The sequence below is a fragment of the Escherichia sp. MOD1-EC6819 genome, assembly GCF_002965765.1.
Taxonomy (GTDB): domain Bacteria; phylum Pseudomonadota; class Gammaproteobacteria; order Enterobacterales; family Enterobacteriaceae; genus Escherichia; species Escherichia ruysiae.
In genome coordinates, this window is record NZ_PTRG01000011.1 from 31,614 (window position 1) to 51,943 (window position 20,330).

Here is a 20,330-nt window from a genome sequence, read left to right on the forward strand (position 1 = left end):
TTACGCAAGGAGTTATCCGATGAAAACAGGTATGTTTACCTGCGGCCACCAGCGGCTGCCTATTGAACACGCATTCCGTGACGCAAGCGAGCTGGGTTACGATGGCATTGAAATTTGGGGCGGGCGTCCGCATGCCTTCGCGCCGGACTTAAAAGCAGGCGGCATCAAACACATTAAGGCACTGGCGCAGACGTATCAGATGCCGATTATCGGTTACACGCCAGAAACCAATGGTTATCCGTATAACATGATGCTGGGCGATGAGCATATGCGTCGCGAAAGCCTCGACATGATCAAGCTGGCGATGGATATGGCGAAAGAGATGAACGCCGGTTATACGCTGATTTCTGCGGCTCACGCGGGTTATCTCACGCCGCCTGATGTTATCTGGGGGCGGCTGGCAGAGAACTTAAGCGAACTGTGCGAGTACGCGGAAAACATCGGTATGGATTTGATCCTCGAACCGTTAACGCCGTATGAATCGAACGTCGTGTGTAACGCCAACGATGTGCTTCATGCGCTGGCGCTGGTGCCTTCGCCGCGTCTGTTCAGCATGGTCGACATCTGCGCGCCGTATGTCCAGGCAGAGCCGGTGATGAGTTATTTCTACAAACTGGGCGATAAACTGCGTCATCTGCATATTGTCGACAGCGACGGAGCCAGCGACACCCATTACATCCCCGGTGAAGGCAAAATGCCGTTGCGGGAGCTGATGCGCGATATCATCGACAGAGGTTATGACGGTTACTGTACGGTGGAACTGGTGACGATGTATATGAACGAACCCAGACTCTACGCCCGCCAGGCGCTGGAACGCTTTCGCGCGCTGCTGCCGGAGGATGCGTGATGAAAACCCTGGCGACAATCGGCGATAACTGCGTCGACATTTACCCGCAACTGAATAAAGCATTTTCTGGCGGTAATGCGGTGAACGTGGCGGTGTATTGCACTCGCTACGGCATAAAGCCAGGATGCATTACCTGGGTGGGCGATGATGACTACGGTACAACGCTGAAGCAGGATATTGCCCGCATGGGCGTCGATATCAGCCATGTCCATACGAAACACGGCGTTACCGCACAAACTCAGGTGGAACTGCACGACAACGATCGCGTTTTTGGCGACTACACCGAAGGCGTGATGGCCGACTTTGCCCTGAGCGAAGAGGATTACGCCTGGCTGGCGCAGTATGACATTGTGCACGCGGCAATCTGGGGACATGCGGAGGACGCATTCCCGCACCTGCACGCAGCGGGCAAACTTACCGCTTTCGACTTCTCCGACAAGTGGGACAGCCCGCTCTGGCAGACACTGGTGCCGCATCTCGATTTTGCCTTTGCCTCCGCACCGCAAGAAGACGAAGCGTTACGTCTGAAGATGAAGGCGATTGTTGCCCGTGGCGCAGGAACAGTGATTGTCACGCTGGGCGAAAACGGCAGCATTGCCTGGGATGGCGAACAGTTCTGGCGTCAGTCTCCTGAACCGGTGACGGTTATCGACACCATGGGTGCCGGAGATTCGTTCATTGCCGGATTCCTTTGCGGCTGGTCTGCGGGGATGACATTACCACAGGCGATGGCGCAGGGAACGGCGTGTGCAGCGCAAACCATTCAGTATCACGGTGCCTGGTAGGCATAACGTTGGCGTGAGGATCTTCACGCCAACGTGCTGTTACTTGCCGGAAAACGACCCTATAATCCGTGTAATTCATTCTTTATTTCAGGGTCGATTATGTCAGCTACGGACCGCTACTCTCATCAACTGCTCTATGCCACCGTCCGCCAGCGGCTGCTGGATGATATCGCGCAGGGAGTTTACCAGGCTGGGCAACAGATCCCAACTGAAAACGAGCTGTGTACGCAGTACAACGTCAGCCGCATCACCATTCGTAAAGCCATCAGCGACTTAGTGTCGGACGGTATACTGATCCGCTGGCAGGGTAAAGGCACCTTTGTGCAAAGTCAGAAAGTTGAAAACGCCCTGCTGACCGTTAGCGGCTTTACCGACTTTGGTGTTTCGCAAGGTAAACCGACGAAAGAGAAAGTGATCGAGCAAGAGCAGGTCAGCGCCGCGCCGTTTTGCGAGAAGCTGAATATTCCTGGCAACAGCAAAGTGTTCCGTCTCAGCCGGGTGATGTATCTTGATAAAGAGCCGCTGTTTATTGATAGCTCGTGGATCCCATTGTCACGTTATCCTGATTTTGATGCGATTTATGTCGAAGGCAGCTCCACCTATCAGTTATTTCAAGAGCGTTTTGACACGCGAGTGGTCAGCGACAAAAAGACCATTGATATCTTTGCCGCTACGCGCGCGCAGGCAAAATGGCTGAAGTGTGAACTGGGCGAACCCTTGTTTCGCATCAGCAAAATCGCCTTTGATCAGAATGACAAACCGGTGCACGTCTCCGAACTCTTCTGCCGCGCCAATCGCATCACCTTAACGATTGATAATAAAAGACATTAACCGTAGGCCAGATAAGATGCGCCAGCATCGCATCCGGCGATGCTGGCGCGTTGAGGGAACCGTCCGGCGCTGAATTTAGCTTGATTGCCGAACGGTGCTATCCAGCATTAAATACTGGCAATACTCTCACGCAAAATCCGCAGCACCGTCTCTTCACCACTACGATTCGGATTAATGCGAATCGCACAATGTTCTAATTGCGGATTCGCCTGGCGAAACGTTCCGGAAAGGCGATAAAAGAGCGGCGGGATCTCATATTTCGACTCCGCGCCCACCGGATACGGTAACGCACCGCGTTTCTGCGCTTCTTCCAGCACCCTGGCGGCAATCGGCTGATGAAACTCCACAATCAACACCTTCGACTGCGCATTGGCAATGACGGCACTTTTAACTTCCGGCACCGCGCCGCCGTTAAGTAAAGCCAGCAGCCGTTCAGAAACGCCCGCCTGTACCGCATGCATCACCGGCGCGAAAACCAGCCCACGCAAGACATCCTGCGCCTGAGAGCCCTGGATCTGACTACCGCCGGAATAGAGCGTAGCGCGAATACGGTTGATAACGTCGGCATCGCCTACCACCGCACCAACACCCTCTGGCCCAAATAGCTTGAAGCAGGAAAATGTCGAGACATTCGCCCCGCATTCGCAGCCGATTCGCGCCACCTTCATTACCGCATAGTTATCATCGGTTAACGCAGGAACGCCAGCCGAGCGCAACGTTGCCAGCACCTCTGCCAGAATGTAGCGATCCTGCGGCTGCTGGCGCGTATGCTGCACCAGCGCCGCATCAGGTTGTTGCTCGTCTACGACCTGCTTAAGTGCCGACAGGTCATTGAAATCAACAGTAATAAGCGTCAGCCCCATCTGTTCAATGATGACGCGTGTCGTCGGATAAACGGGCGCGTCATGCACCAGAAGACGCTGCCCTGGTTTAAGCAAAGCCGCCAGCCCGGCACGAATCGCTCCTGTGCCAGCGCCTTGCACCAGCACCGCCGCTGGCGCATGAAACGCATCTGCCAGCACCTGCTCCACACGCTGGGTAATGCGAGGCTGATTCAGCCCCGGCGTTAATCCCAAATCACCCCAGGTAAGAAATTCGCTACCAGGAAAATGGCGACAAATGCTATCCACCAGCGCAAACTGCTTCTGCTGCGCTTCAGCAATGGTCAGACTTTTCAGAGGAAACGTCTTCATAAGTGCATTCCTTAAGCCGGAACAAACAGGCCAAGCCAGTAAAGTACATTCAGCAGAATACCGGTAATCATTACTGCCACCACTGGTGCCGCCATTTTTTGTACCGGACGACCGAGAGATTCGTTGAGGAAGTAAATGGCAACCGCGATGGAGAATCCGGTATAGCCTGCCATTTTGATTGCCGCGAAAATCGAGCCGACCAGCAGCGCCACTTCCATCAACATATTCATGGCGTTACGGATGTTATCCGACGCATTACGCACTGACGGGTAGCGTCCCAGCCATTTGCCGATCGAACGAAGTAACAGGACTTCCGCCGAAATAACTACGGCGCCTAATACCGCCGCAATCATCGGATTCGGCGAGAGATAGCCCACCGCATAAACAAAGGTAAAGCCCGCAACCGCATACACACCAGTGGCTAACGCGGTGGTGGCAATCAACGGTACAAAACCCAGCCCGCGCATAAATTCCGCCAGTGCCGCCTGATTAATCAGCGTTTGCGATTGTTCCGGCGTTACGCCTGCGGAGTACGCTTTCTCAAGGGTGAAAATAGAAACTTCGCTACCGGCAAAAATCTTCATGCTGGCAACGGCAGCAATCAATGCTCCCACGATGGCGATATACGGTAAGTTTTTGATAATCCGCGACGTGCGTTCTTCAAACACCGAAAGCCCGCTGGCATCGATGTCATTTTCATCACGATGACGCAGGTCGTGAGTTATCGCGATCCCCAGCAGCATTACCATGCCAATAAAGATTTCGATGGATTCCGGATTGAGATGTGGGAAATAGCGCACTACTACCACACGGGTCATCAGCACGACGGCAGCGGCGATCAGGCTTTGCTTCCAGCCAAACTGGTAGAAAATCGCCACCAGCGGGAACAGCGCAAAAGCAGAAACCACCGGCGAGCTGAGTTCCCCAAGGCTACCTAATACATCTACCGGCAGCGCAGTCAGCAACTGGTTTACCGGCAACAGGCAGGTGAGGATCAGTACCCCCCAGATCGCGCCAAGACCAAACGCCATCAGGCTGTTTATCGCCAGTACGCCGAGAATATCGGTAGGAAGAAAAAGCAGCCATGCATTGAGCAGGCCGGTTTTCAGGGTAAAAGAGATCCCCACCGAGGCCACAAAACCAATGCTCAGACCAAAAGCGATACTCCCCGCCTCGCGACGGTTCATATAGCCTTCAATCAGTTGCGGCAGGATCGGGCGAATACCATCATGGAAAACAGCCGCCGAGCGATGCGCCAGAAATGATGTCATACCGGTCAGGCACGCCACCAGGATAATCTGGATATACAGATCCATAGTCGTGCCTTTTATTTCAGATGGTTAATCAGCATCGGAATCGCATGTTCGACGTGCTCAACGGAAAGCCCAAACGCCACTTTCCCTTCGGCGATCATTTTGGCGATATGTTCGTCTTTCGCTTTAATGCCCGGCTTGGCAATAGTGCAACTTTTGTTATAGCCAATCACCGCGATGGCAATCGACAATGCCGCACCCGCACCGGTATTACACGCGCCGATGTAGTAATCCAGTTGCCCGGATTTCACTTTCATTGCCGCTTCCATGTCGTTATGAATGAAAACTTCAAAACAGCCAGGAGCCGTCGCTTCAATAGTTTTTTTAATCTGCTCACGCTGTAAGCCTGCAACGCCAATCTTTTTCATGAGTCTGTCCTTATTGGAAAAATTGAGAGGGATTTTCACGTAACATCACATCCACATCGGCCTGACTGAATCCTGACTGGCGCAATTGCGGAATAAAGGTGGTAAATAAATAGTCATAGCCATAACCACCGTTGGCTTTTAAATGAGAGCGACGCGTGATATCCATCGACAGCATGACGCGGTTAAGCAACCCACGGTCGCGTAGTGCATGAAGCATCGCAATACGCTTTTCGTCCGGGTAGTAACTGTTCTTGCCAATGGTGTCGAACTGCACATACGCGCCGAGATCGATCATCTTCAAAATGTTGTCGAGGTTGTCTTTCAGATCGCAGTGACCAACGGTGACGCGCGAAAGATCAACTCCGTGGGCTTGCAGTAGCGCCAGTTGTTCCAGCCCCATCGTGCTAAAAGAGGTATGCGTGGAGATCGGACATCCGGTCTGGTTATGCGCCAGCGCGGCGGCAATAAACACCTTCTCTTCCAGCGGCGTAATCTTTCCTTCGCTGGAACCAATCTCTGCGATGATCCCGGCTTTCAGGTCGGTGCCATCGATACCCTGTTCAATTTCATCGACCATCTCTTGCGCCAGTTCCTGCACGCTACGGGTCGCCACATGTTCCGGGAAAAACGCGTCCTGGTAATAACCGGTACAGACCACCACGTTGATCCCCGTCTCGCGCATCACATCAAGCATGAATTGCGCATTGCGCCCCATGTAGCGGTTGGTCATCTCAATCACATTACGCACGCCCTGCGCCATCAGGTCGTTCATCTCCTGACAAATGAACGCATATTGATCAAGGCGGCAATCTACGTTGTTTTTAAAGCCGGAGAGATCAATATGCAGATGCTCATGGGCAAGGGTGTAGCCGGTCGAGTCGATGGTCATAAAGAGTCACCCTGAAAGCGAAAGGACGATAAAAAGGAAGTGCCGTTTTGTGGCGGCGATGCGCGGAAAAATTCACATACTGTGGCTCCTACGTCAGAGAGCGTGGAACAAACCCCCAGACGAGTTGCAACCAGCCCTTGCTGATAAACCAGTACCGGCACCACTTCGCGGGTATGGTGGCTATGTCCAATGGTCGGGTCGTTACCGTGATCAGCCATCACGATCAGGCAATCATCCGGCTGCATCGCCTCAACAAGGCGAGTAAGGTTACGGTCAACGACCTGCAAACGTTCGGCATAACGTGCGACGTCTTCTGCATGACCGGCAAGATCGGTTTCCTGGATATTGGTGCAAATAAACGCGGTCTGATGAGCGTTAAACTGGTCGAGGGTGATATCCATAATCCGCTGGCTATCCACCAGGTTTTGCCAGCTCACGCCATAAGGATTGCTGGCAATATCCGCCACTTTCCCCACCAGCACGGTTGGTACGCCCACTTCATACAGTTTTTGTGGCACCTGCACTTTATCATCGACACCGTAGCCCATATGCACGACCTGGAAGCTGTTGTCATAAGCGCCAGAACGCGGCGCATTGATGCCAATAAAACGTCCTTCCTTGCTTTCTGCGGCATCAAGAATGCGCTGGCTGTCCGCTAACAGCCCCCCAAATGTGATCACTCTGCCAACCTGAACTTGCTCACGCACCACACGACCTATTTTGATGACTTCATCGAACGGTATTACGGAGAGATTGGCGGTAACGTTATAGACCTGGCCTAAATCCGCTTCGAGATTGTCACCAACTGCCACGGCCTGGTTAACCCACAGAAACTGCAACTCATCGCCACGGCGCTCTACTTGCCAGCCCGCAGTAATTAATGCTTGCTCAACACGGTCAATAACATCACGAAAGGGCATCCGCAGCGGCGGCAGTGGTCGTGTACCTAAAATTTCCTGATGTCCCATAAAGGTATCGCCACCTTCATGTTGCAGTTCCGCCACACCCCAGACTGCGGAATCCGATGGCTGCATATCTCCGGGGGCATAGCCCAGAGCATTAATAAGCCCTAACGTCTCCAGCATCGGCAGTTGTAAATGCGGTAACTCACAAAGAATGTGACCGCAAGTATTAGCTCCGGCATCTTGCGGGCGTACCCGCGTGACATCTTTCATTGCTCCCACGCCGAAGCTATCAATCACTAACACCACAAATCGCGCCATTTACGCCTCCAGAAGGTTGCCGAGGCTGTCATAACGGCCTACGATTTCCGGCGCTCTGTGCTGAATACCGGACACCAGCACGACATCACTGCGGGTAACAAAAATTTGTGTACGAAAACAGAGCACCACCGCGCTACTCACCGGAAACTCTCCCGCCAAAGGCAAGGTGTAGTCGATGCTGCTGTCATCCACGGCGTTGAGATATGTTTCAGTAATGCTTTGATTTTCTGGCGTAAACACCAGCGCATGTTGCGCATGACCACGACGGTAATAGCCGCCGCCATAGCAGTAGCTATCGCCACGAAAATGATGGGATATTTCGCTTAACCAGAGCATGGCTACGCGTTCAGGCTGGTCACCCTGTTGGTTTGCCGGAATGGTGCCCGTCAGCGCATGACCAGGTTCGGCATGAGTAACACCGTATTCCGCCAGCATTGGCAGTGAAGTACAGCTGGTTGCTGAAGGCGCGTTTAATTGCTCAACAGCAACACCAGATTCCGCCAGCTGGTTGCGGGCATTGACCAACGTCTGGAGGTTCGGCGTCGGCAAAACCTTCCCGGCACTCTCATTCCATAGCAGGCAAGGGAAATGGGTAAGTCCCGCTAAATGGAGTCCTGGCAGTTTTTGGATTTCAGCGACAATTTCCTGCAACGAATGTTGAGCAAAACCACTTTCCTGTCCCGGATAAAGAAAATCATCGTCGCTATAAACTTTGAGCAGCACAGACTGAATCCGCCCCGCTTTCACCGCTGCCGCAGACACTTCCCGCGCTTTGGCAAGGGTAAACACGGTGATGACGTCGGTGCCCTGTTCAACGGCATCAGCGACCTGGTGACAAGGGATTTGCACCAGATGCCCCTGATGCGCCACCGGCAAACCTGCGCGGCGCATCACTCGCGCCTCTTTGTAATCCACCGCCACAATACCGCTGTAGCCCAGCGCCAGCAGTTTTTCCGCCAGCCACGGATTGCGACCGAACTGTTTGGTCATCAGATACAGCTCAATACCATAAAGCCGCGCCGTCTCAATCAACCGCTTACCGTTTTCCAGTACCTGATCCACGTCGATAACCCAACTGTCCGGGGCTATCTTGCCCTGCTGCCACAGGTTTAGTGCGGCAGAAATCAGTGCCGGGTTCTGGCGTTTCAATGCTTCTACAAACATCTTGTTGCCTCGTTTCTGTTCCTTGAGTCAAATATTCATTTTTTTGAATATTTAAGATATGCGACGTGGATTTGTTGTGGGCTTCAGACCTCTTCGTTAGCGGCCATCCATAATCCATAAAGGTTGGCCAGCAAATAGCCTTCTTCACACGGGTTAACTTCCAGCGCGAATCCCTGCAATAACACCTGGTGCAACTGCATGATCGCTGGCCAGTGGCGACATTGCGACAGTTCAGCCAGCAACTCGTCATCCAGTGGCTGGATCTGTTCGCCGCGACGACTGCGCATCAGCGCACTCGCCATATGTATCATTGCCATCGTTCCCTGCTCGCTGCGCACTGGTAGATGGCACTCTGTTTCCAGTACGTTGACGACCTGCATCATGCCTTTGCAGATGTCCTTATCGATGACCCCTGCATCGCAAAGCAGGTTGAGTCTGGTTTCCATTTTAGATGCCTTTCGTTTAATAACTGGGTTCCTGTTCCCCACTGACCACTCGCTGTTGATGGGCAAGCAGGGCGTGTTTATCAACAACCGCACGCAGCAATTGTTGCATCGGGTAATCATCGGCTCGCGTCAAAACCACGGCTTCAGTTGCCTGTAAAAATCGCGGATCGTCTGTTAGCGGCGTGGCTTCTAATCCCAGCATGGTCAGTTCGTTTTCCGCCACCACGTTCCAGATAACCGCATCGACATCACCTTTAACAATGCGCTGTAAACTCTCGTGATAAGAGAGATCGACTCGCTCCACATCGCTACTGCCAAAAAAGACATCGGTCATGATTTTCTGATCTGCCGAACGGTTATCCAGCCCCACGCGCTTCACGTTACCGGACTCCCCTTTACGGCAAATCAACTGGTGCTCGCCAACGTAGGTATGCGGCCCCAACTCCAGCGCAAGACATAATCCTTTTTGCGTGAGATAACTTTCTGCCGCCAGTCGCGAAACTACCGCCATGTCATAGACACCGTTAAGCAAACACTCCACGCGAATATCCGCACCACGCATATGCGCATAGTAAAAAGGAATGCCATCAAACTGAGCTTTTAATCCGCTCGCTAAACCTTCGTACAAGCGGGTATAGGGCAAGGGCATCGCACATACCACATTGTTGATATCAACATGGGTCAGCAGTGCTTTGTTATCCATCTCTACCAGATAACTGCCATTGCGCCCGCGACGTTCAATCCGTATCGCGCCGCTTGACTCCAGATTTTTTAACGCGGCCTGCGTCAGGCCGACGGACGAACGGCATTCAGTTGCCAGTTCATCTATAGTTTTCAGGCGATTACCACACTTTTCACCTAACAAATAACGAGCCAGCGTCGTGATGACGACGCCTTCTTTTTTGATAAACGTTCGACGCATAATAAATTTTCAATAAAATGAATATTTATATCTTCATGAAAATGAAGATAAAGCGCAACAAGCAGATGTGGAAACGGCGAGATGCTTCACATTTTTTTGGGTTATTGCAAATAACGACGTAAAAAAACCGGGTTTCCCCGGTTTTTGGTATCAATAGTGAATTAAGGCTTCGCCACAAAACCAATCGCTTCGTAAACCGCTTTCAACGTGCGGGAAGCGTGTGCGCTGGCTTTTTCTGCGCCGTCTTTCATTACCTGTTGCAAGAAGGCTTCATCATTGCGGAAACGGTGATAACGCTCCTGCAATTCAGTCAGCATACCGGAAACCGCTTCAGCCACTTCGCCTTTCAGGTGACCATACATCTTGCCTTCGAACTGTTTTTCCAGTTCCGGAATGCTTTGGCCCGTTACAGCAGAAAGGATATCCAGCAGGTTAGAAACGCCCGCTTTGTTCTGCACGTCGTAGCGAACTACCGGCGGCTCGTCGGAGTCAGTGACCGCACGTTTGATTTTCTTCACTACCGATTTCGGATCTTCCAGCAGACCGATAACGTTATTGCGGTTATCGTCAGACTTGGACATCTTCTTGGTCGGCTCCAGCAACGACATTACGCGCGCGCCAGATTTCGGAATAAACGGCTCCGGTACTTTAAAGATATCGCCATACAGCGCGTTGAAACGCTGGGCAATATCGCGGCTCAGTTCCAGGTGCTGTTTCTGGTCTTCGCCGACCGGCACCAGATTGGTTTGATACAGCAGGATGTCCGCAGCCATCAGCACCGGATAGTCAAACAGACCAGCGTTAATGTTCTCGGCATAACGCGCAGATTTATCTTTAAACTGCGTCATGCGGCTCAGTTCGCCGAAGTAGGTATAGCAGTTCAGTGCCCAGCCTAACTGCGCATGTTCCGGCACGTGAGACTGAACAAAAATAGTGCTTTTCTCAGGATCGATACCGCAAGCCAGGTACAACGCCAGCGTATCCAGCGTCGCTTTACGCAGCTTCTGCGCATCCTGGCGAACGGTGATGGCGTGTTGGTCAACGATGCAGTAAATGCAATGGTAATCATCCTGCATGTTTACCCACTGACGCAGCGCACCCATGTAGTTACCAATGGTCAATTCACCTGAAGGCTGTGCGCCACTAAAAACGATGGGCTTAGTCATTTTTCGATTCCTGATTTTCGCTTTGCGGAAGCCCTAATGCGGGCAGAAGGTCATTTATAGAGTGATAAATTACATCAGGCTGGCTGAGATCGATAGCCTCGCCGTAGTTATATCCGTAGGTTAAGCCAACTGAAGGGCAACCGGCTGCTTTTGCTGCCTGAATATCATTGCGAGAATCGCCGACAAACAGCATCTGTTGCGGGGCAATGCCCATACGTTCAGCCACCAGTAGCAGCGGATCCGGGTGGGGTTTTTTGTTTTGTACGTCATCGCCGCCGATAACCACGCTAAAGTATTTTGCGATATCTAAGGCTTCCAGCAGCGGGGCGACGAACGGCGTTGGTTTGTTGGTAACCAGACCTAGCGGCAGGCCTTTAGCCTGCAATGCGCCCAGCGTATCGGCAACGTGCGGGAACAAAAACGTGCCTTCTTCAGCAACTTCGCCATAGTAACGATCAAACAGCTTACGCAGAATACGTACTTGTTCTTCTGCCGGAATATCGTCATCAACGGGCGGTTTGCCCATCGTTTTACGCAGCGTCGCACGTTCCTGACGCGCCCAGGTCAATGCCCGCTCCATCAGCGCATCTGCGCCATTACCAATCCAGGTAATAACACGCTCTTCGCCTGCAACGGGCAACTCCAGCGCATACAGCGCCATATCTACCGCAGCAGCCAGACCGGGAGCACTGTCAACCAGCGTGCCATCGAGATCGAAGGCAACGCCGCGAATATCTTCAAACTTACTCATGACTTACCTTTGCCAGTTCACTGCGCATTTCATCAATGACTTTTTTATAGTCTGGCTGGTCGAAAATAGCGGAGCCAGCGACAAACATATCCGCGCCCGCCGCAGCGATTTCGCCAATATTGTTCACCTTCACGCCACCGTCCACTTCCAGTCGAATGTCGAAGCCAGACTCGTCGATACGACGACGTACTTCGCGCAGTTTATCTAACGTTTGTGGAATGAAAGACTGACCGCCAAAACCAGGGTTGACGGACATCAGCAGGATCACATCCAGTTTGTCCATCACGTAATCCAGATAGCTCAGCGGTGTCGCCGGGTTAAATACCAGCCCCGCTTTACAGCCATTTTCTTTAATCAGTTGCAGCGTGCGATCAACATGCTCGGAGGCTTCAGGATGAAAGGTAATGATGCTGGCACCTGCGGCGGCGAAATCCGGCACAATGCGATCAACCGGTTTCACCATCAGATGTACATCGATAGGGGCGGTAATGCCGTAATTACGCAAGGATTTCAGCACCATTGGTCCAATCGTCAGGTTGGGAACATAGTGGTTATCCATGACGTCAAAATGCACGACATCAGCGCCAGCTGCCAGGGCCTTTGCGGTATCTTCACCCAGGCGGGCAAAATCAGCCGACAGAATTGAGGGGGCAATCAAATACTGTTTCATCCGCTTCTCCTTGAGAATTATTTTTTCGCGGGTGAAACGACTCCTGGTTTGTACAAAGCCAGCAGTTCGTCCACCTTTTTACGTGTGCCGCCGTTGCTGCTTATACTGCGTCGAACTTTGACGACATGCAATTTTGCGCGTTGATACCACTCGCGCGTTAGCGCCGTATCATGGTTAGAAATCAGTACCGGGATCTGACGGTTAACCAGACCTTCGGCGATCTCCGCCAGATGCGCCTGTTGTTCAAGAGTAAAACTGTTTGTGTGATACGCCGTAAAGTTGGCGGTCGCAGATAGTGGTGCATAAGGCGGATCGCAATAGACGACAGATGCATCATCTGCGCGCGCCATGCTATCGGCATAAGACTCACAATAGAAAAAGGCATTCTGCGCTTTTTCAGCGAAGTGATACAACTCAGCTTCCGGGAAATAGGGTTTTTTGTAGCGGCCAAACGGCACGTTAAACTCACCGCGCAGATTGTAACGACACAGGCCGTTGTAACCGTAGCGGTTCAAATATAAAAACAGTACCGCCCGACGGAACGGATCCTGGCTTTTGTTGAACTCTTCGCGGAACTGATAGTAAACCTCGGCGCAATTTGTCTCAGGAACAAACAGCTCGCGGGCAGCCTGTACGTACTCATCAGTACGCATCTTCACAATGTTGTAGAGACTAATCAGGTCGCTATTGATATCGGCAAGGATATAACGAGAAAAGTCGGTGTTGAGAAACACCGACCCGGCACCCACAAAAGGTTCAACCAGACATTCACCCTTAGGCAAATGCCGTTTAATATCATCAAGCAAGGGATATTTGCCCCCTGCCCACTTCAAAAAAGCGCGATTTTTCTTCATGCTGACTAACTAATTACACCTTCTCCGGCTGTGGAGAAAGCTCCGACAGCATCCAGCGCTTCAGGCAACTCCCGCAACGATAAACCATTGCGGGAGATAACCTTGATTACTTCAGATCGGCCTGTACCTGACGCAGCGGTTTCGCCCACGGGTTTTTGGCCTGAACATCTGCTGGCAATGTAGATACCGCTTTTTTCGCCTCTTCTTTCGAAGCGTACACGCCAGAAACCAGTACATACCACGGCTGACCATTACGCGTCGTTTCATAGACAACGTAGTTTTTCAGATTCTCTTTCTTCGCCCAACCGTTCAGGTTGTCGTAGTTAGAAGAACTGCTCAGCTGCAGAGTGTAATGGCTGGACGGTGCCGATTTCAACGAACCAACATTACCTGCGGTCTTCGCTCCAGCGGCTGGTGTTGCCGTGGTTTGCGCCGGAGATGCCGTCTGTACTGGAGCCGTAGTCGCCGTCTCTTTTGGTGCTGCTGGCGTTGTGGCTTGCGTAGAAGTCGCAGCCGGTGCCTTTGTGCTCGCCACAGGTGCAGCCGGTTCAGTACGCTTCGGCGTCTGTGCTACCGGCTTCGGTTCCGTTTTCACAGTTGCTTGTGGTTTTTTCGGTTCAATCACCGCCTGCTGACGTGCCGGACGCGTAGTGGCCGGACGTTCAGCGGTTTGCGCTTTCGCCGTATCACGCGATGCGTTGCCATTACGAACTGGCGCTACAGTCGCGGGTTCAGTCGGCAGCGTAGAGTTCACCGCCACATTGTTCAGCTGTTGCTGATTTTGCGGCTGGGTCAGCGCGTTATTCAGGTCACCCTGCACTTCAACACGTTGTTGACCATCCGTTGCCGCCGGGGTTTGCCCCTGGGTCGGCGTAGAAGAAATCGGCGGCAGAGAAACATCCTGCTGGGTATTTTCCGCAGACGTGGTTCCCGGCGCTGGCTGCACGCCATTTGCCTGATCAGTCGCATTGCCAGCAAGATCAATACTCTTCTCACCAGACGCGGTTTGATCGCTGGAAGAGGTCGAGGGGGCTTTTAGCGCAGAACCGATACCGATGATCAACAGCAGCAGAACCAGAATACCGACGCCCATCATCATATACTGACGAGAAGCCGGTTTGCTGGCTGCTTTTTTGCGCTTACGCGGACGACGCTCTACACGCTCTTCATCCACAGCGTCATCTTCGGAATCATCAATTTCTTCTTCGATTTCCGGTTCCTCATTGCGCTCTTTTTGCGCACGAGTCGGACGGCGATCGTCAGTTTCATCAAGTTCAATATCATCAAAATTGATCTGCGGTTCGCCACGTTCAGTACGTTCTGAACGCTCAGAAGATTGACGAGAACGACCAGTACGACGATCGCTGGGATCGGGTTTCAGCTCGTCTTCTGGTTTGAATTCATCCATTTAACACCCCACTAAAAGGTTAATGCTTACCACGTTGCAATTAACCTGAAGCTAATAGACCGCTGATAAGCGGCCGGACCTTTCTTGTTGTTACGCTGATTGACAATCGGTAATAGCGTTAAGAACAAGTTCGTGCGATACGCCGCCGCGAACTTCACTCTTACCAATTGCCAGCGGAAGAATTAAGCGCATCTCTCCCGCAAGGACTTTCTTGTCACGCAGCATATGCGGTAAATACGCCTGCGCGGACATTTCGCGCGGCCCATTAACCGGTAATCCAGCCCGCGTAAGCAGGGTAATAATACGCTGCGTTTCGGCAGAACTAAACTGCCCGAGACGTTCCGACGTCCGCGCCGCCATCACCATACCCGCCGCGACTGCTTCACCGTGCAACCAATTGCCATACCCCATTTCCGCTTCAATAGCATGACCAAAGGTATGTCCCAGATTCAGTAAAGCACGTAAGCCGGATTCGCGCTCGTCGGCAGCGACAACTTCTGCTTTCAGCTCACAGCAACGACGAATACAGTACGCCATTGCCGGACCATCCAGATTGAGCAGCGCATCCAGATTATCTTCCAGCCAGTTGAAAAACTCACCGTCAAGAATAATGCCGTATTTGATGACTTCCGCCAGCCCCGATGCTAACTCTCTCGGAGGAAGCGTTTTCAGACAGTCGAGATCCACCACCACTGATGCTGGCTGATAAAAAGCGCCAATCATATTTTTACCGAGGGGATGGTTGACTGCGGTTTTTCCGCCAACGGAAGAGTCCACCTGCGACAGCAATGTCGTCGGGACTTGAATGAAGCGAACGCCGCGCTGATAGCTCGCCGCTGCAAAACCGGTAAGATCGCCTACTACGCCGCCGCCAAGCGCCACCAGCGTCGTATCGCGACCGTGCGGTTTTTGCAACAACGCCGTAAAAACGGTGTCGAGTACTGCCAGGCTTTTATACTGCTCGCCGTCAGGGAGGATAACGCTATCGACGTTAACACCCGCCTGTTCAAGTACGCTGCGAACCTTATCGAGATACAGAGGAGCCAGGGTTTCGTTGGTGACCAACATCACCTGCTCACCCGATTTCAGCGGTAAGAATGAAGCTGGTTCGTTAAACAAACCAGATGCGATGGTAATTGGGTAACTACGTTCCCCGAGAGTGACGACTATCCTCTCCATAACGCGACATCCACCTTAATTACTGTACCCGCAGACGAGTGTATATAAAGCCAGAATTAGTTGCTTTCCAGCATGTGAATAATCTGGTTTGCGACCACTTTGGCGCTTTGATCATCAGTACGAATGGTCACGTCGGCAATCTCTTCATACAGCGGATTGCGTTCATTAGCCAATGCTTCCAGAACTTCACGCGGCGGTGTTTCAACGTGCAGCAACGGGCGTTTTTTATCACGCTGCGTGCGCGCAAGTTGCTTTTCGATGGTCGTTTCAAGATAAACGACAACGCCACGTGCGGAAAGACGGTTACGCGTTTCGCGGGATTTCACAGAGCCGCCGCCAGTAGCCAGCACAATACCCTGTTTCTCGGTCAACTCATTGATGACCTTTTCTTCGCGATCGCGGAAGCCTTCTTCGCCTTCTAAATCGAAAACCCAGCCCACATCAGCTCCGGTTCGTTTCTCAATCTCTTGATCGGAATCGTAAAATTCCATATTGAGTTGTTGAGCTAACTGGCGCCCAATAGTGCTTTTTCCGGCACCCATAGGCCCAACCAGAAAGATATTGCGTTTCTCTGCCATTTTTTCGGTACTACTAAGACTATTCGTTAATGATAAACCCGCTTCGCTCAGAGAGCGCCGCAGGACATGAACTGAAACCTCATAAAATATTGCGAGAGTCAGACTGAAAATTATCTCAATACTCCAGCGGGTTTGGCAACTGAATAAATTGCCCATCCCTCTGCATATCTGGTCGCTGCAGGTGCACTGCCTTGCTATCACCGCTCTGGCGATAAATCACCGGGTAAGATTAGCGTAAAAAAGACAGCAAAATGCCGCGTGAAAGATAAATCACCATCATAAAACGCAGGTAACAAAGAGCACCGACTCTCAAATCGGTACTCCTTGTATGCTAAATACCTGCGCACGTCAAATAGATGAAACATGTTCAGCATGAAAACATCGCCGTTTTTGCGGCAGTTTACTCACTGGAAACCAACCGTGGCGTGATAAATACCACTAACTCGCGTCGTTCATCTTCTTTTCCGTCATGACGAAATAATTGCCCGAACCAGGGGATGTCGCCCAACAGCGGTACGCTATCCTGACCCGATTTATTTTTACGGGTAAAAATACCACCCAGTGCCAGCGTTTCTCCGCTTTTTACTTCAACCTGCGTTTCGATCTCCTGCTTATCAATCGCCAGCACTTCGCCATCAGCTTGTTGTAGCACCTGTCCCGGAACGTTCTGGCTGATGTGTAATTTCAGTCGGATGCGACCTTTTTGTAACACCGTGGGCGTGACTTCCATTCCCAGTACGGCCTCTTTAAATTCCACCGACGTCGCGCCGCTTTCACCACTGGAAACCTGATACGGGATCTCGCTTCCCTGTTTAATGCTGGCAGGCTGGAGATGTGAGGCCAGCAGACGCGGGCTGGCGATAATATCCAGTTGCTGTTTTTGTTCGAGCGCGGAAAGCTCCAGATCCAGTAAACGCCCGTTGATACGCCCAATGTTAAAACCGATATGCGTCGTTGCCGTTGCCACAGAGAGATCGCCGCCGAGCGTGGTCACTTGCCCAACGCCGCCGGTTTGTTGCGCATCGGCCAGCGTCCATTTCACGCCTAACTCGCGCAGACTTTTTTCATTAATGGTGACAATGTGCGCCAACAGTTCAACCTGCCCGACCGGCAAATCCATTTGCGCTACCCACTGCTCCAGTGCGCTTAACGCCGTTTTGTTATCACGCAGCAAAAGGCGATTAGTACGTTTATCGACAGTCATGCTGCCTTTGGCGCTAAGTAGCTTTTCTCCTGCTTTCGCCAGCTCTCCGGCGTCGGCGTATTGCAGAGTAATATTGCGATTTTCCAGCGGCAGATTTGCCTGCACCCGCGCCTGTTCAGCCTCCTGACGGGCGATATTGTCATTCTGCCAGGCAACAGAATGCACTGAAAGAATGTTGCCTTCCTGGCGCGTTATCAGCCCGGCGCTTTTCACTACGGTTTGTAGTGCCTGTTTCCAGGAAACGTCAGTGAGATGTAACGACACCGTACCATTGACGTCTGGCGAAACCACCAGGTTTAACTTCTCCTGTTCAGCCAGCGCCTGTAACACCTGAGCCACCGGAACGTCATCCACCATCAGCGTCACTTTTTGCGGCTTTGCCGCCTGTACGCTGGGTATCATCATCAACAGTAGTGCGGCTATCCATTGCTTCATTTTTATCTCCTTGCCGTTGCCACAACCACTGTGGCGGTTCGCAGTTTTTTCCAGTTCCCAGCGTTAATGTTTCTGGCGTCAGTTGTAAAATTGTCCAGCCATTCTCCAGCACATCGTTTTGCTCCACCCGTCGCCATTTTTTTTGCCCATCTTTTATTACGCCAATAACGCGCTCGCCTCGCCCTACCATCCCCTGATAACGCCACTGGGTAAGTTCGCTAATCCGGCATAGATCTTCCGGCGGCTTAAAAGGGTCACGCATACCGGTTAAAAGGCACAAGGCAATACCTGCCAACAACCCGCGTTTAACCCTCATGCGGCATCTCCAGTTGTAGCGTGAACAAAAGATCATCACCTTCCACGCTTAATGAAAAACGGCTCACGCTGACGTTGCGCTCTGCCAGCCGTGTAAATGCCGACGGCACCGCTTCCCAGAACGTTTTCAACGCCAACTCGCCTCCCTGAGCGGATGGATGCCAGTAAAGCAGTTGCGCGCCGGGCAACTGAAAATCCAGTGGCGAAAAGGACAGCGTTTTTTCTTCGCTGATGGGAGTGGTGTCTACCAGGCGATAAAGTGCAGTCCATTGCTGGTGATGACTTGCCCGCAGTCGAATTAATGCGTCACTCTCTTCCTGGTGTGCCGAGGAAAGAAAAATGAGCGTAACTAACATCAGCAACCAGACTGCCCAGCAAAACTGGCGGATACGGAGTGATGTCGCGAACCACCAGTCAAAAAGAGTGTTCATCGTTAACCGTCCTTGTTAACTGATACTCAAATTGCCAGCGACCTTGAGCATCCTGCTGCGTGGCTCCGCGCTGGTTGAGCTGAAAAGAAGTATCCTGGCGGAGTGCTTTTTCCAGTGCGTTTAACGCAGTAATGTTCGTCGCAAATCCCTTTACCTCCAGCGTTTCCTGCTGCCAGCTTATCGTTGTCAGCCAGGCGTGTTCGGGTAAAAGTGCCGCCAGTGACTCCAGCGAAGATTGCCAGTCGCGGGTAAATTGTCGCTGGCGCTGACGTTGCAAACGCTGTTCGCGTAATTGTTGCCGTTCCAGCAAACGTGGTTTACTGGTTTGTAGGGTGCTGGCGCGTTGTTGTTCCGCCTGAAGCAAAACAGCGTCAACGCGTACTTCAGCGTTGGTTGTCAAACGCAGCATGAGCGTTATCCCGACAGCCAGCAGCAGAGGAGCAACGAACATCAGCAACCAGAAGCGAAGAAAGGCCGTCCGGCGTTGCTCTCGCCAGGGCAAAAAATTGATTGGCGGATTCATCAGTACCCCTCCCCAAGCGCCAGCCCCAGCGCGATAGCAAAGTTTCCACCTGGTGGCGGTAGTGGCGGCTGACGCACAGAAACCGCATTCCAGGGGTCAAATCCGCCTTCGCCGCATATCGCGAGACTTTCAGAATTAATGGCTAACGTCGCGGCCAGTTCATTCGTGCTTGTCATCCCCACCGCCAGTTTGCGTCCCCAGCTATAACGCGTCGCCCATAACCACTGTTCGTTATCACGCCAGGCCAGACATTGCTGATGAGAAGGTAAAAAAGGCAGGAATCGCTGCAAAGCGCAGGCGTCTGGGGTAATCGCACTAACGTGAATACGCAATCTTTCTGCCAGGCTAAGCAGCGTTGCCAGCTCTTTGCTTTGCGCGGCGGTCACGTTATAAGCGGGACTTAGCGAATCTTCGCTGTAATCAAAGCGCAGGGAGTCCGGTTCCATATCCAGCTCGCGAGCCATCGTACCTGTCAACCAGGCCATTTGCTCCCGTTCGCCCAGGGACATTGCCGGACGCGGAAATGCCCTTTGTAACGTTCGGCTAGCGGGAAATGCCAACATAATGTGATGACGGTGTGGCAGTTCACGACTCCACGGTAACAACGTTTTAGTCAGCCGTTCCGCGTCAATAATGCGCCCATCTTTGATAATGTCGGTCGCCAGCGGCAAACGCCACCAGCGTTGCAAAAAGCATTCTTTCGCGCCACGCACGATAGCAACCGCCACCGCTTCTTGCTGTTGTAAATGCAAACCAATTTGCCAGGTCTTAAATGCCATTGTGATGATCTCCTTATCCCCCGTCACTCTGACGGGTATATCAATGCGTCTGGCTT

The 20,330-nt window shown here is 52.2% G+C and carries 23 protein-coding genes; 3 read left to right on the forward strand and 20 right to left on the reverse strand.

The features are described from left to right. Nucleotides 1-19: 19 nt before the first annotated feature. From frlC to frlR, 3 genes are all read left to right on the forward strand, one after another. On the forward strand, nucleotides 20-847 hold the full coding sequence (frlC, locus tag A7Z06_RS16470) for a fructoselysine 3-epimerase (protein WP_105279498.1): 828 nt from the start codon (nucleotides 20-22) through the stop codon (nucleotides 845-847). Continuing rightward, on the forward strand, nucleotides 847-1,632 hold the full coding sequence (gene frlD, locus A7Z06_RS16475; protein WP_085461327.1) for a fructoselysine 6-kinase: 786 nt from the start codon (nucleotides 847-849) through the stop codon (nucleotides 1,630-1,632). Before frlC ends, frlD begins: the two co-directional genes overlap by 1 nt. A gap of 99 nt (nucleotides 1,633-1,731) precedes the next feature. Next, nucleotides 1,732-2,463 carry a DNA-binding transcriptional regulator FrlR gene (gene frlR / locus A7Z06_RS16480; RefSeq protein WP_001276848.1) on the forward strand — a complete coding sequence of 244 codons (732 nt, stop codon included), beginning with the start codon at nucleotides 1,732-1,734 and terminating at the stop codon, nucleotides 2,461-2,463. A gap of 107 nt (nucleotides 2,464-2,570) precedes the next feature. Here frlR and A7Z06_RS16485 read toward each other — a convergent pair whose 3' ends face one another. The 20 genes from A7Z06_RS16485 to hofM all read right to left on the reverse strand — a co-directional run bounded on the left by A7Z06_RS16485 (nucleotide 2,571) and on the right by hofM (nucleotide 20,274). Further along, nucleotides 2,571-3,656, reverse strand: coding sequence for an aminotransferase class I/II-fold pyridoxal phosphate-dependent enzyme (locus A7Z06_RS16485; RefSeq protein ID WP_000847119.1), 1,086 nt, complete (start codon nucleotides 3,654-3,656; stop codon nucleotides 2,571-2,573). 11 nt (nucleotides 3,657-3,667) lie between these two features. Then, a complete protein-coding gene (locus A7Z06_RS16490; protein WP_000366827.1) occupies nucleotides 3,668-4,972 on the reverse strand; it encodes a YhfT family protein in 1,305 nt (434 codons plus the stop codon). A gap of 11 nt (nucleotides 4,973-4,983) precedes the next feature. Continuing rightward, the gene (locus A7Z06_RS16495; RefSeq protein ID WP_000719728.1) at nucleotides 4,984-5,337 is read right to left on the reverse strand and encodes a DUF2620 domain-containing protein; all 354 of its coding nucleotides are present in this window, start codon (nucleotides 5,335-5,337) and stop codon (nucleotides 4,984-4,986) included. 10 nt (nucleotides 5,338-5,347) lie between these two features. Continuing rightward, entirely contained in the window at nucleotides 5,348-6,226 is an 879-nt protein-coding gene (locus A7Z06_RS16500) for a phosphotriesterase-related protein (RefSeq protein ID WP_000151145.1), read from the reverse strand. After that, nucleotides 6,223-7,449: a phosphopentomutase gene (locus A7Z06_RS16505; protein WP_000090656.1), complete on the reverse strand. Its 1,227-nt coding sequence runs from the start codon at nucleotides 7,447-7,449 to the stop codon at nucleotides 6,223-6,225. Before A7Z06_RS16505 ends, A7Z06_RS16500 begins: the two co-directional genes overlap by 4 nt. Next, entirely contained in the window at nucleotides 7,450-8,613 is a 1,164-nt protein-coding gene (locus A7Z06_RS16510) for a YhfX family PLP-dependent enzyme (protein ID WP_000497311.1), read from the reverse strand. Nucleotides 8,614-8,696: 83 nt separating this feature from the next. Beyond that, a complete protein-coding gene (locus A7Z06_RS16515; protein ID WP_010348351.1) occupies nucleotides 8,697-9,059 on the reverse strand; it encodes a hypothetical protein in 363 nt (120 codons plus the stop codon). A 16-nt stretch (nucleotides 9,060-9,075) separates the two neighbouring features. Continuing rightward, on the reverse strand, nucleotides 9,076-9,981 hold the full coding sequence (yhfZ, locus tag A7Z06_RS16520; protein WP_001254799.1) for a GntR family transcriptional regulator YhfZ: 906 nt from the start codon (nucleotides 9,979-9,981) through the stop codon (nucleotides 9,076-9,078). A 161-nt stretch (nucleotides 9,982-10,142) separates the two neighbouring features. Then, nucleotides 10,143-11,147, reverse strand: coding sequence for a tryptophan--tRNA ligase (gene trpS / locus A7Z06_RS16525; RefSeq protein WP_000165546.1), 1,005 nt, complete (start codon nucleotides 11,145-11,147; stop codon nucleotides 10,143-10,145). Continuing rightward, nucleotides 11,140-11,898, reverse strand: coding sequence for a phosphoglycolate phosphatase (gene gph / locus A7Z06_RS16530; protein ID WP_000032686.1), 759 nt, complete (start codon nucleotides 11,896-11,898; stop codon nucleotides 11,140-11,142). Before gph ends, trpS begins: the two co-directional genes overlap by 8 nt. Continuing rightward, nucleotides 11,891-12,568, reverse strand: coding sequence for a ribulose-phosphate 3-epimerase (gene rpe / locus A7Z06_RS16535; protein WP_000816280.1), 678 nt, complete (start codon nucleotides 12,566-12,568; stop codon nucleotides 11,891-11,893). Before rpe ends, gph begins: the two co-directional genes overlap by 8 nt. A 17-nt stretch (nucleotides 12,569-12,585) precedes the next feature. Next, complete coding sequence (gene dam / locus A7Z06_RS16540; protein ID WP_000742146.1) at nucleotides 12,586-13,422, reverse strand: adenine-specific DNA-methyltransferase; 837 nt, start codon at nucleotides 13,420-13,422, stop codon at nucleotides 12,586-12,588. 106 nt (nucleotides 13,423-13,528) lie between these two features. Continuing rightward, the gene (gene damX / locus A7Z06_RS16545) at nucleotides 13,529-14,830 is read right to left on the reverse strand and encodes a cell division protein DamX (protein ID WP_000343228.1); all 1,302 of its coding nucleotides are present in this window, start codon (nucleotides 14,828-14,830) and stop codon (nucleotides 13,529-13,531) included. A 90-nt stretch (nucleotides 14,831-14,920) separates the two neighbouring features. Continuing rightward, the gene (aroB, locus tag A7Z06_RS16550) at nucleotides 14,921-16,009 is read right to left on the reverse strand and encodes a 3-dehydroquinate synthase (RefSeq protein WP_000439868.1); all 1,089 of its coding nucleotides are present in this window, start codon (nucleotides 16,007-16,009) and stop codon (nucleotides 14,921-14,923) included. Between the two features lie 56 nt (nucleotides 16,010-16,065). Continuing rightward, nucleotides 16,066-16,587, reverse strand: coding sequence for a shikimate kinase AroK (aroK, locus tag A7Z06_RS16555; protein ID WP_000818618.1), 522 nt, complete (start codon nucleotides 16,585-16,587; stop codon nucleotides 16,066-16,068). A gap of 400 nt (nucleotides 16,588-16,987) precedes the next feature. Then, on the reverse strand, nucleotides 16,988-18,226 hold the full coding sequence (gene hofQ / locus A7Z06_RS16560; RefSeq protein ID WP_000816024.1) for a DNA uptake porin HofQ: 1,239 nt from the start codon (nucleotides 18,224-18,226) through the stop codon (nucleotides 16,988-16,990). Beyond that, the gene (locus A7Z06_RS16565; RefSeq protein ID WP_001264128.1) at nucleotides 18,138-18,542 is read right to left on the reverse strand and encodes a DUF2531 family protein; all 405 of its coding nucleotides are present in this window, start codon (nucleotides 18,540-18,542) and stop codon (nucleotides 18,138-18,140) included. The genes hofQ and A7Z06_RS16565 overlap by 89 nt, the downstream gene beginning before the upstream one ends. Continuing rightward, nucleotides 18,532-18,972 carry a DNA utilization protein HofO gene (gene hofO, locus A7Z06_RS16570; protein WP_001093899.1) on the reverse strand — a complete coding sequence of 147 codons (441 nt, stop codon included), beginning with the start codon at nucleotides 18,970-18,972 and terminating at the stop codon, nucleotides 18,532-18,534. The genes A7Z06_RS16565 and hofO overlap by 11 nt, the downstream gene beginning before the upstream one ends. Continuing rightward, the gene (locus tag A7Z06_RS16575) at nucleotides 18,956-19,495 is read right to left on the reverse strand and encodes a PilN domain-containing protein (protein ID WP_001069302.1); all 540 of its coding nucleotides are present in this window, start codon (nucleotides 19,493-19,495) and stop codon (nucleotides 18,956-18,958) included. Before A7Z06_RS16575 ends, hofO begins: the two co-directional genes overlap by 17 nt. Continuing rightward, entirely contained in the window at nucleotides 19,495-20,274 is a 780-nt protein-coding gene (hofM, locus tag A7Z06_RS16580; protein WP_010348370.1) for a DNA utilization protein HofM, read from the reverse strand. The genes A7Z06_RS16575 and hofM overlap by 1 nt, the downstream gene beginning before the upstream one ends. Nucleotides 20,275-20,330: the final 56 nt, after the last annotated feature.

Bases quoted from the DNA above. Each gene is read 5' to 3' on its own strand.
- frlC (WP_105279498.1), top strand. From the start codon at position 20: ATGAAAACAGGTATGTTTACCTGCGGCCACCAGCGGCTGCCTATTGAA.
- frlD (WP_085461327.1), top strand. From the start codon at position 847: ATGAAAACCCTGGCGACAATCGGCGATAACTGCGTCGACATTTACCCG.
- frlR (WP_001276848.1), top strand. From the start codon at position 1,732: ATGTCAGCTACGGACCGCTACTCTCATCAACTGCTCTATGCCACCGTC.
- A7Z06_RS16485 (WP_000847119.1), bottom strand. From the start codon at position 3,656: ATGAAGACGTTTCCTCTGAAAAGTCTGACCATTGCTGAAGCGCAGCAG.
- A7Z06_RS16490 (WP_000366827.1), bottom strand. From the start codon at position 4,972: ATGGATCTGTATATCCAGATTATCCTGGTGGCGTGCCTGACCGGTATG.
- A7Z06_RS16495 (WP_000719728.1), bottom strand. From the start codon at position 5,337: ATGAAAAAGATTGGCGTTGCAGGCTTACAGCGTGAGCAGATTAAAAAA.
- A7Z06_RS16500 (WP_000151145.1), bottom strand. From the start codon at position 6,226: ATGACCATCGACTCGACCGGCTACACCCTTGCCCATGAGCATCTGCAT.
- A7Z06_RS16505 (WP_000090656.1), bottom strand. From the start codon at position 7,449: ATGGCGCGATTTGTGGTGTTAGTGATTGATAGCTTCGGCGTGGGAGCA.
- A7Z06_RS16510 (WP_000497311.1), bottom strand. From the start codon at position 8,613: ATGTTTGTAGAAGCATTGAAACGCCAGAACCCGGCACTGATTTCTGCC.
- A7Z06_RS16515 (WP_010348351.1), bottom strand. From the start codon at position 9,059: ATGGAAACCAGACTCAACCTGCTTTGCGATGCAGGGGTCATCGATAAG.
- yhfZ (WP_001254799.1), bottom strand. From the start codon at position 9,981: ATGCGTCGAACGTTTATCAAAAAAGAAGGCGTCGTCATCACGACGCTG.
- trpS (WP_000165546.1), bottom strand. From the start codon at position 11,147: ATGACTAAGCCCATCGTTTTTAGTGGCGCACAGCCTTCAGGTGAATTG.
- gph (WP_000032686.1), bottom strand. From the start codon at position 11,898: ATGAGTAAGTTTGAAGATATTCGCGGCGTTGCCTTCGATCTCGATGGC.
- rpe (WP_000816280.1), bottom strand. From the start codon at position 12,568: ATGAAACAGTATTTGATTGCCCCCTCAATTCTGTCGGCTGATTTTGCC.
- dam (WP_000742146.1), bottom strand. From the start codon at position 13,422: ATGAAGAAAAATCGCGCTTTTTTGAAGTGGGCAGGGGGCAAATATCCC.
- damX (WP_000343228.1), bottom strand. From the start codon at position 14,830: ATGGATGAATTCAAACCAGAAGACGAGCTGAAACCCGATCCCAGCGAT.
- aroB (WP_000439868.1), bottom strand. From the start codon at position 16,009: ATGGAGAGGATAGTCGTCACTCTCGGGGAACGTAGTTACCCAATTACC.
- aroK (WP_000818618.1), bottom strand. From the start codon at position 16,587: ATGGCAGAGAAACGCAATATCTTTCTGGTTGGGCCTATGGGTGCCGGA.
- hofQ (WP_000816024.1), bottom strand. From the start codon at position 18,226: ATGAAGCAATGGATAGCCGCACTACTGTTGATGATGATACCCAGCGTA.
- A7Z06_RS16565 (WP_001264128.1), bottom strand. From the start codon at position 18,542: ATGAGGGTTAAACGCGGGTTGTTGGCAGGTATTGCCTTGTGCCTTTTA.
- hofO (WP_001093899.1), bottom strand. From the start codon at position 18,972: ATGAACACTCTTTTTGACTGGTGGTTCGCGACATCACTCCGTATCCGC.
- A7Z06_RS16575 (WP_001069302.1), bottom strand. From the start codon at position 19,495: ATGAATCCGCCAATCAATTTTTTGCCCTGGCGAGAGCAACGCCGGACG.
- hofM (WP_010348370.1), bottom strand. From the start codon at position 20,274: ATGGCATTTAAGACCTGGCAAATTGGTTTGCATTTACAACAGCAAGAA.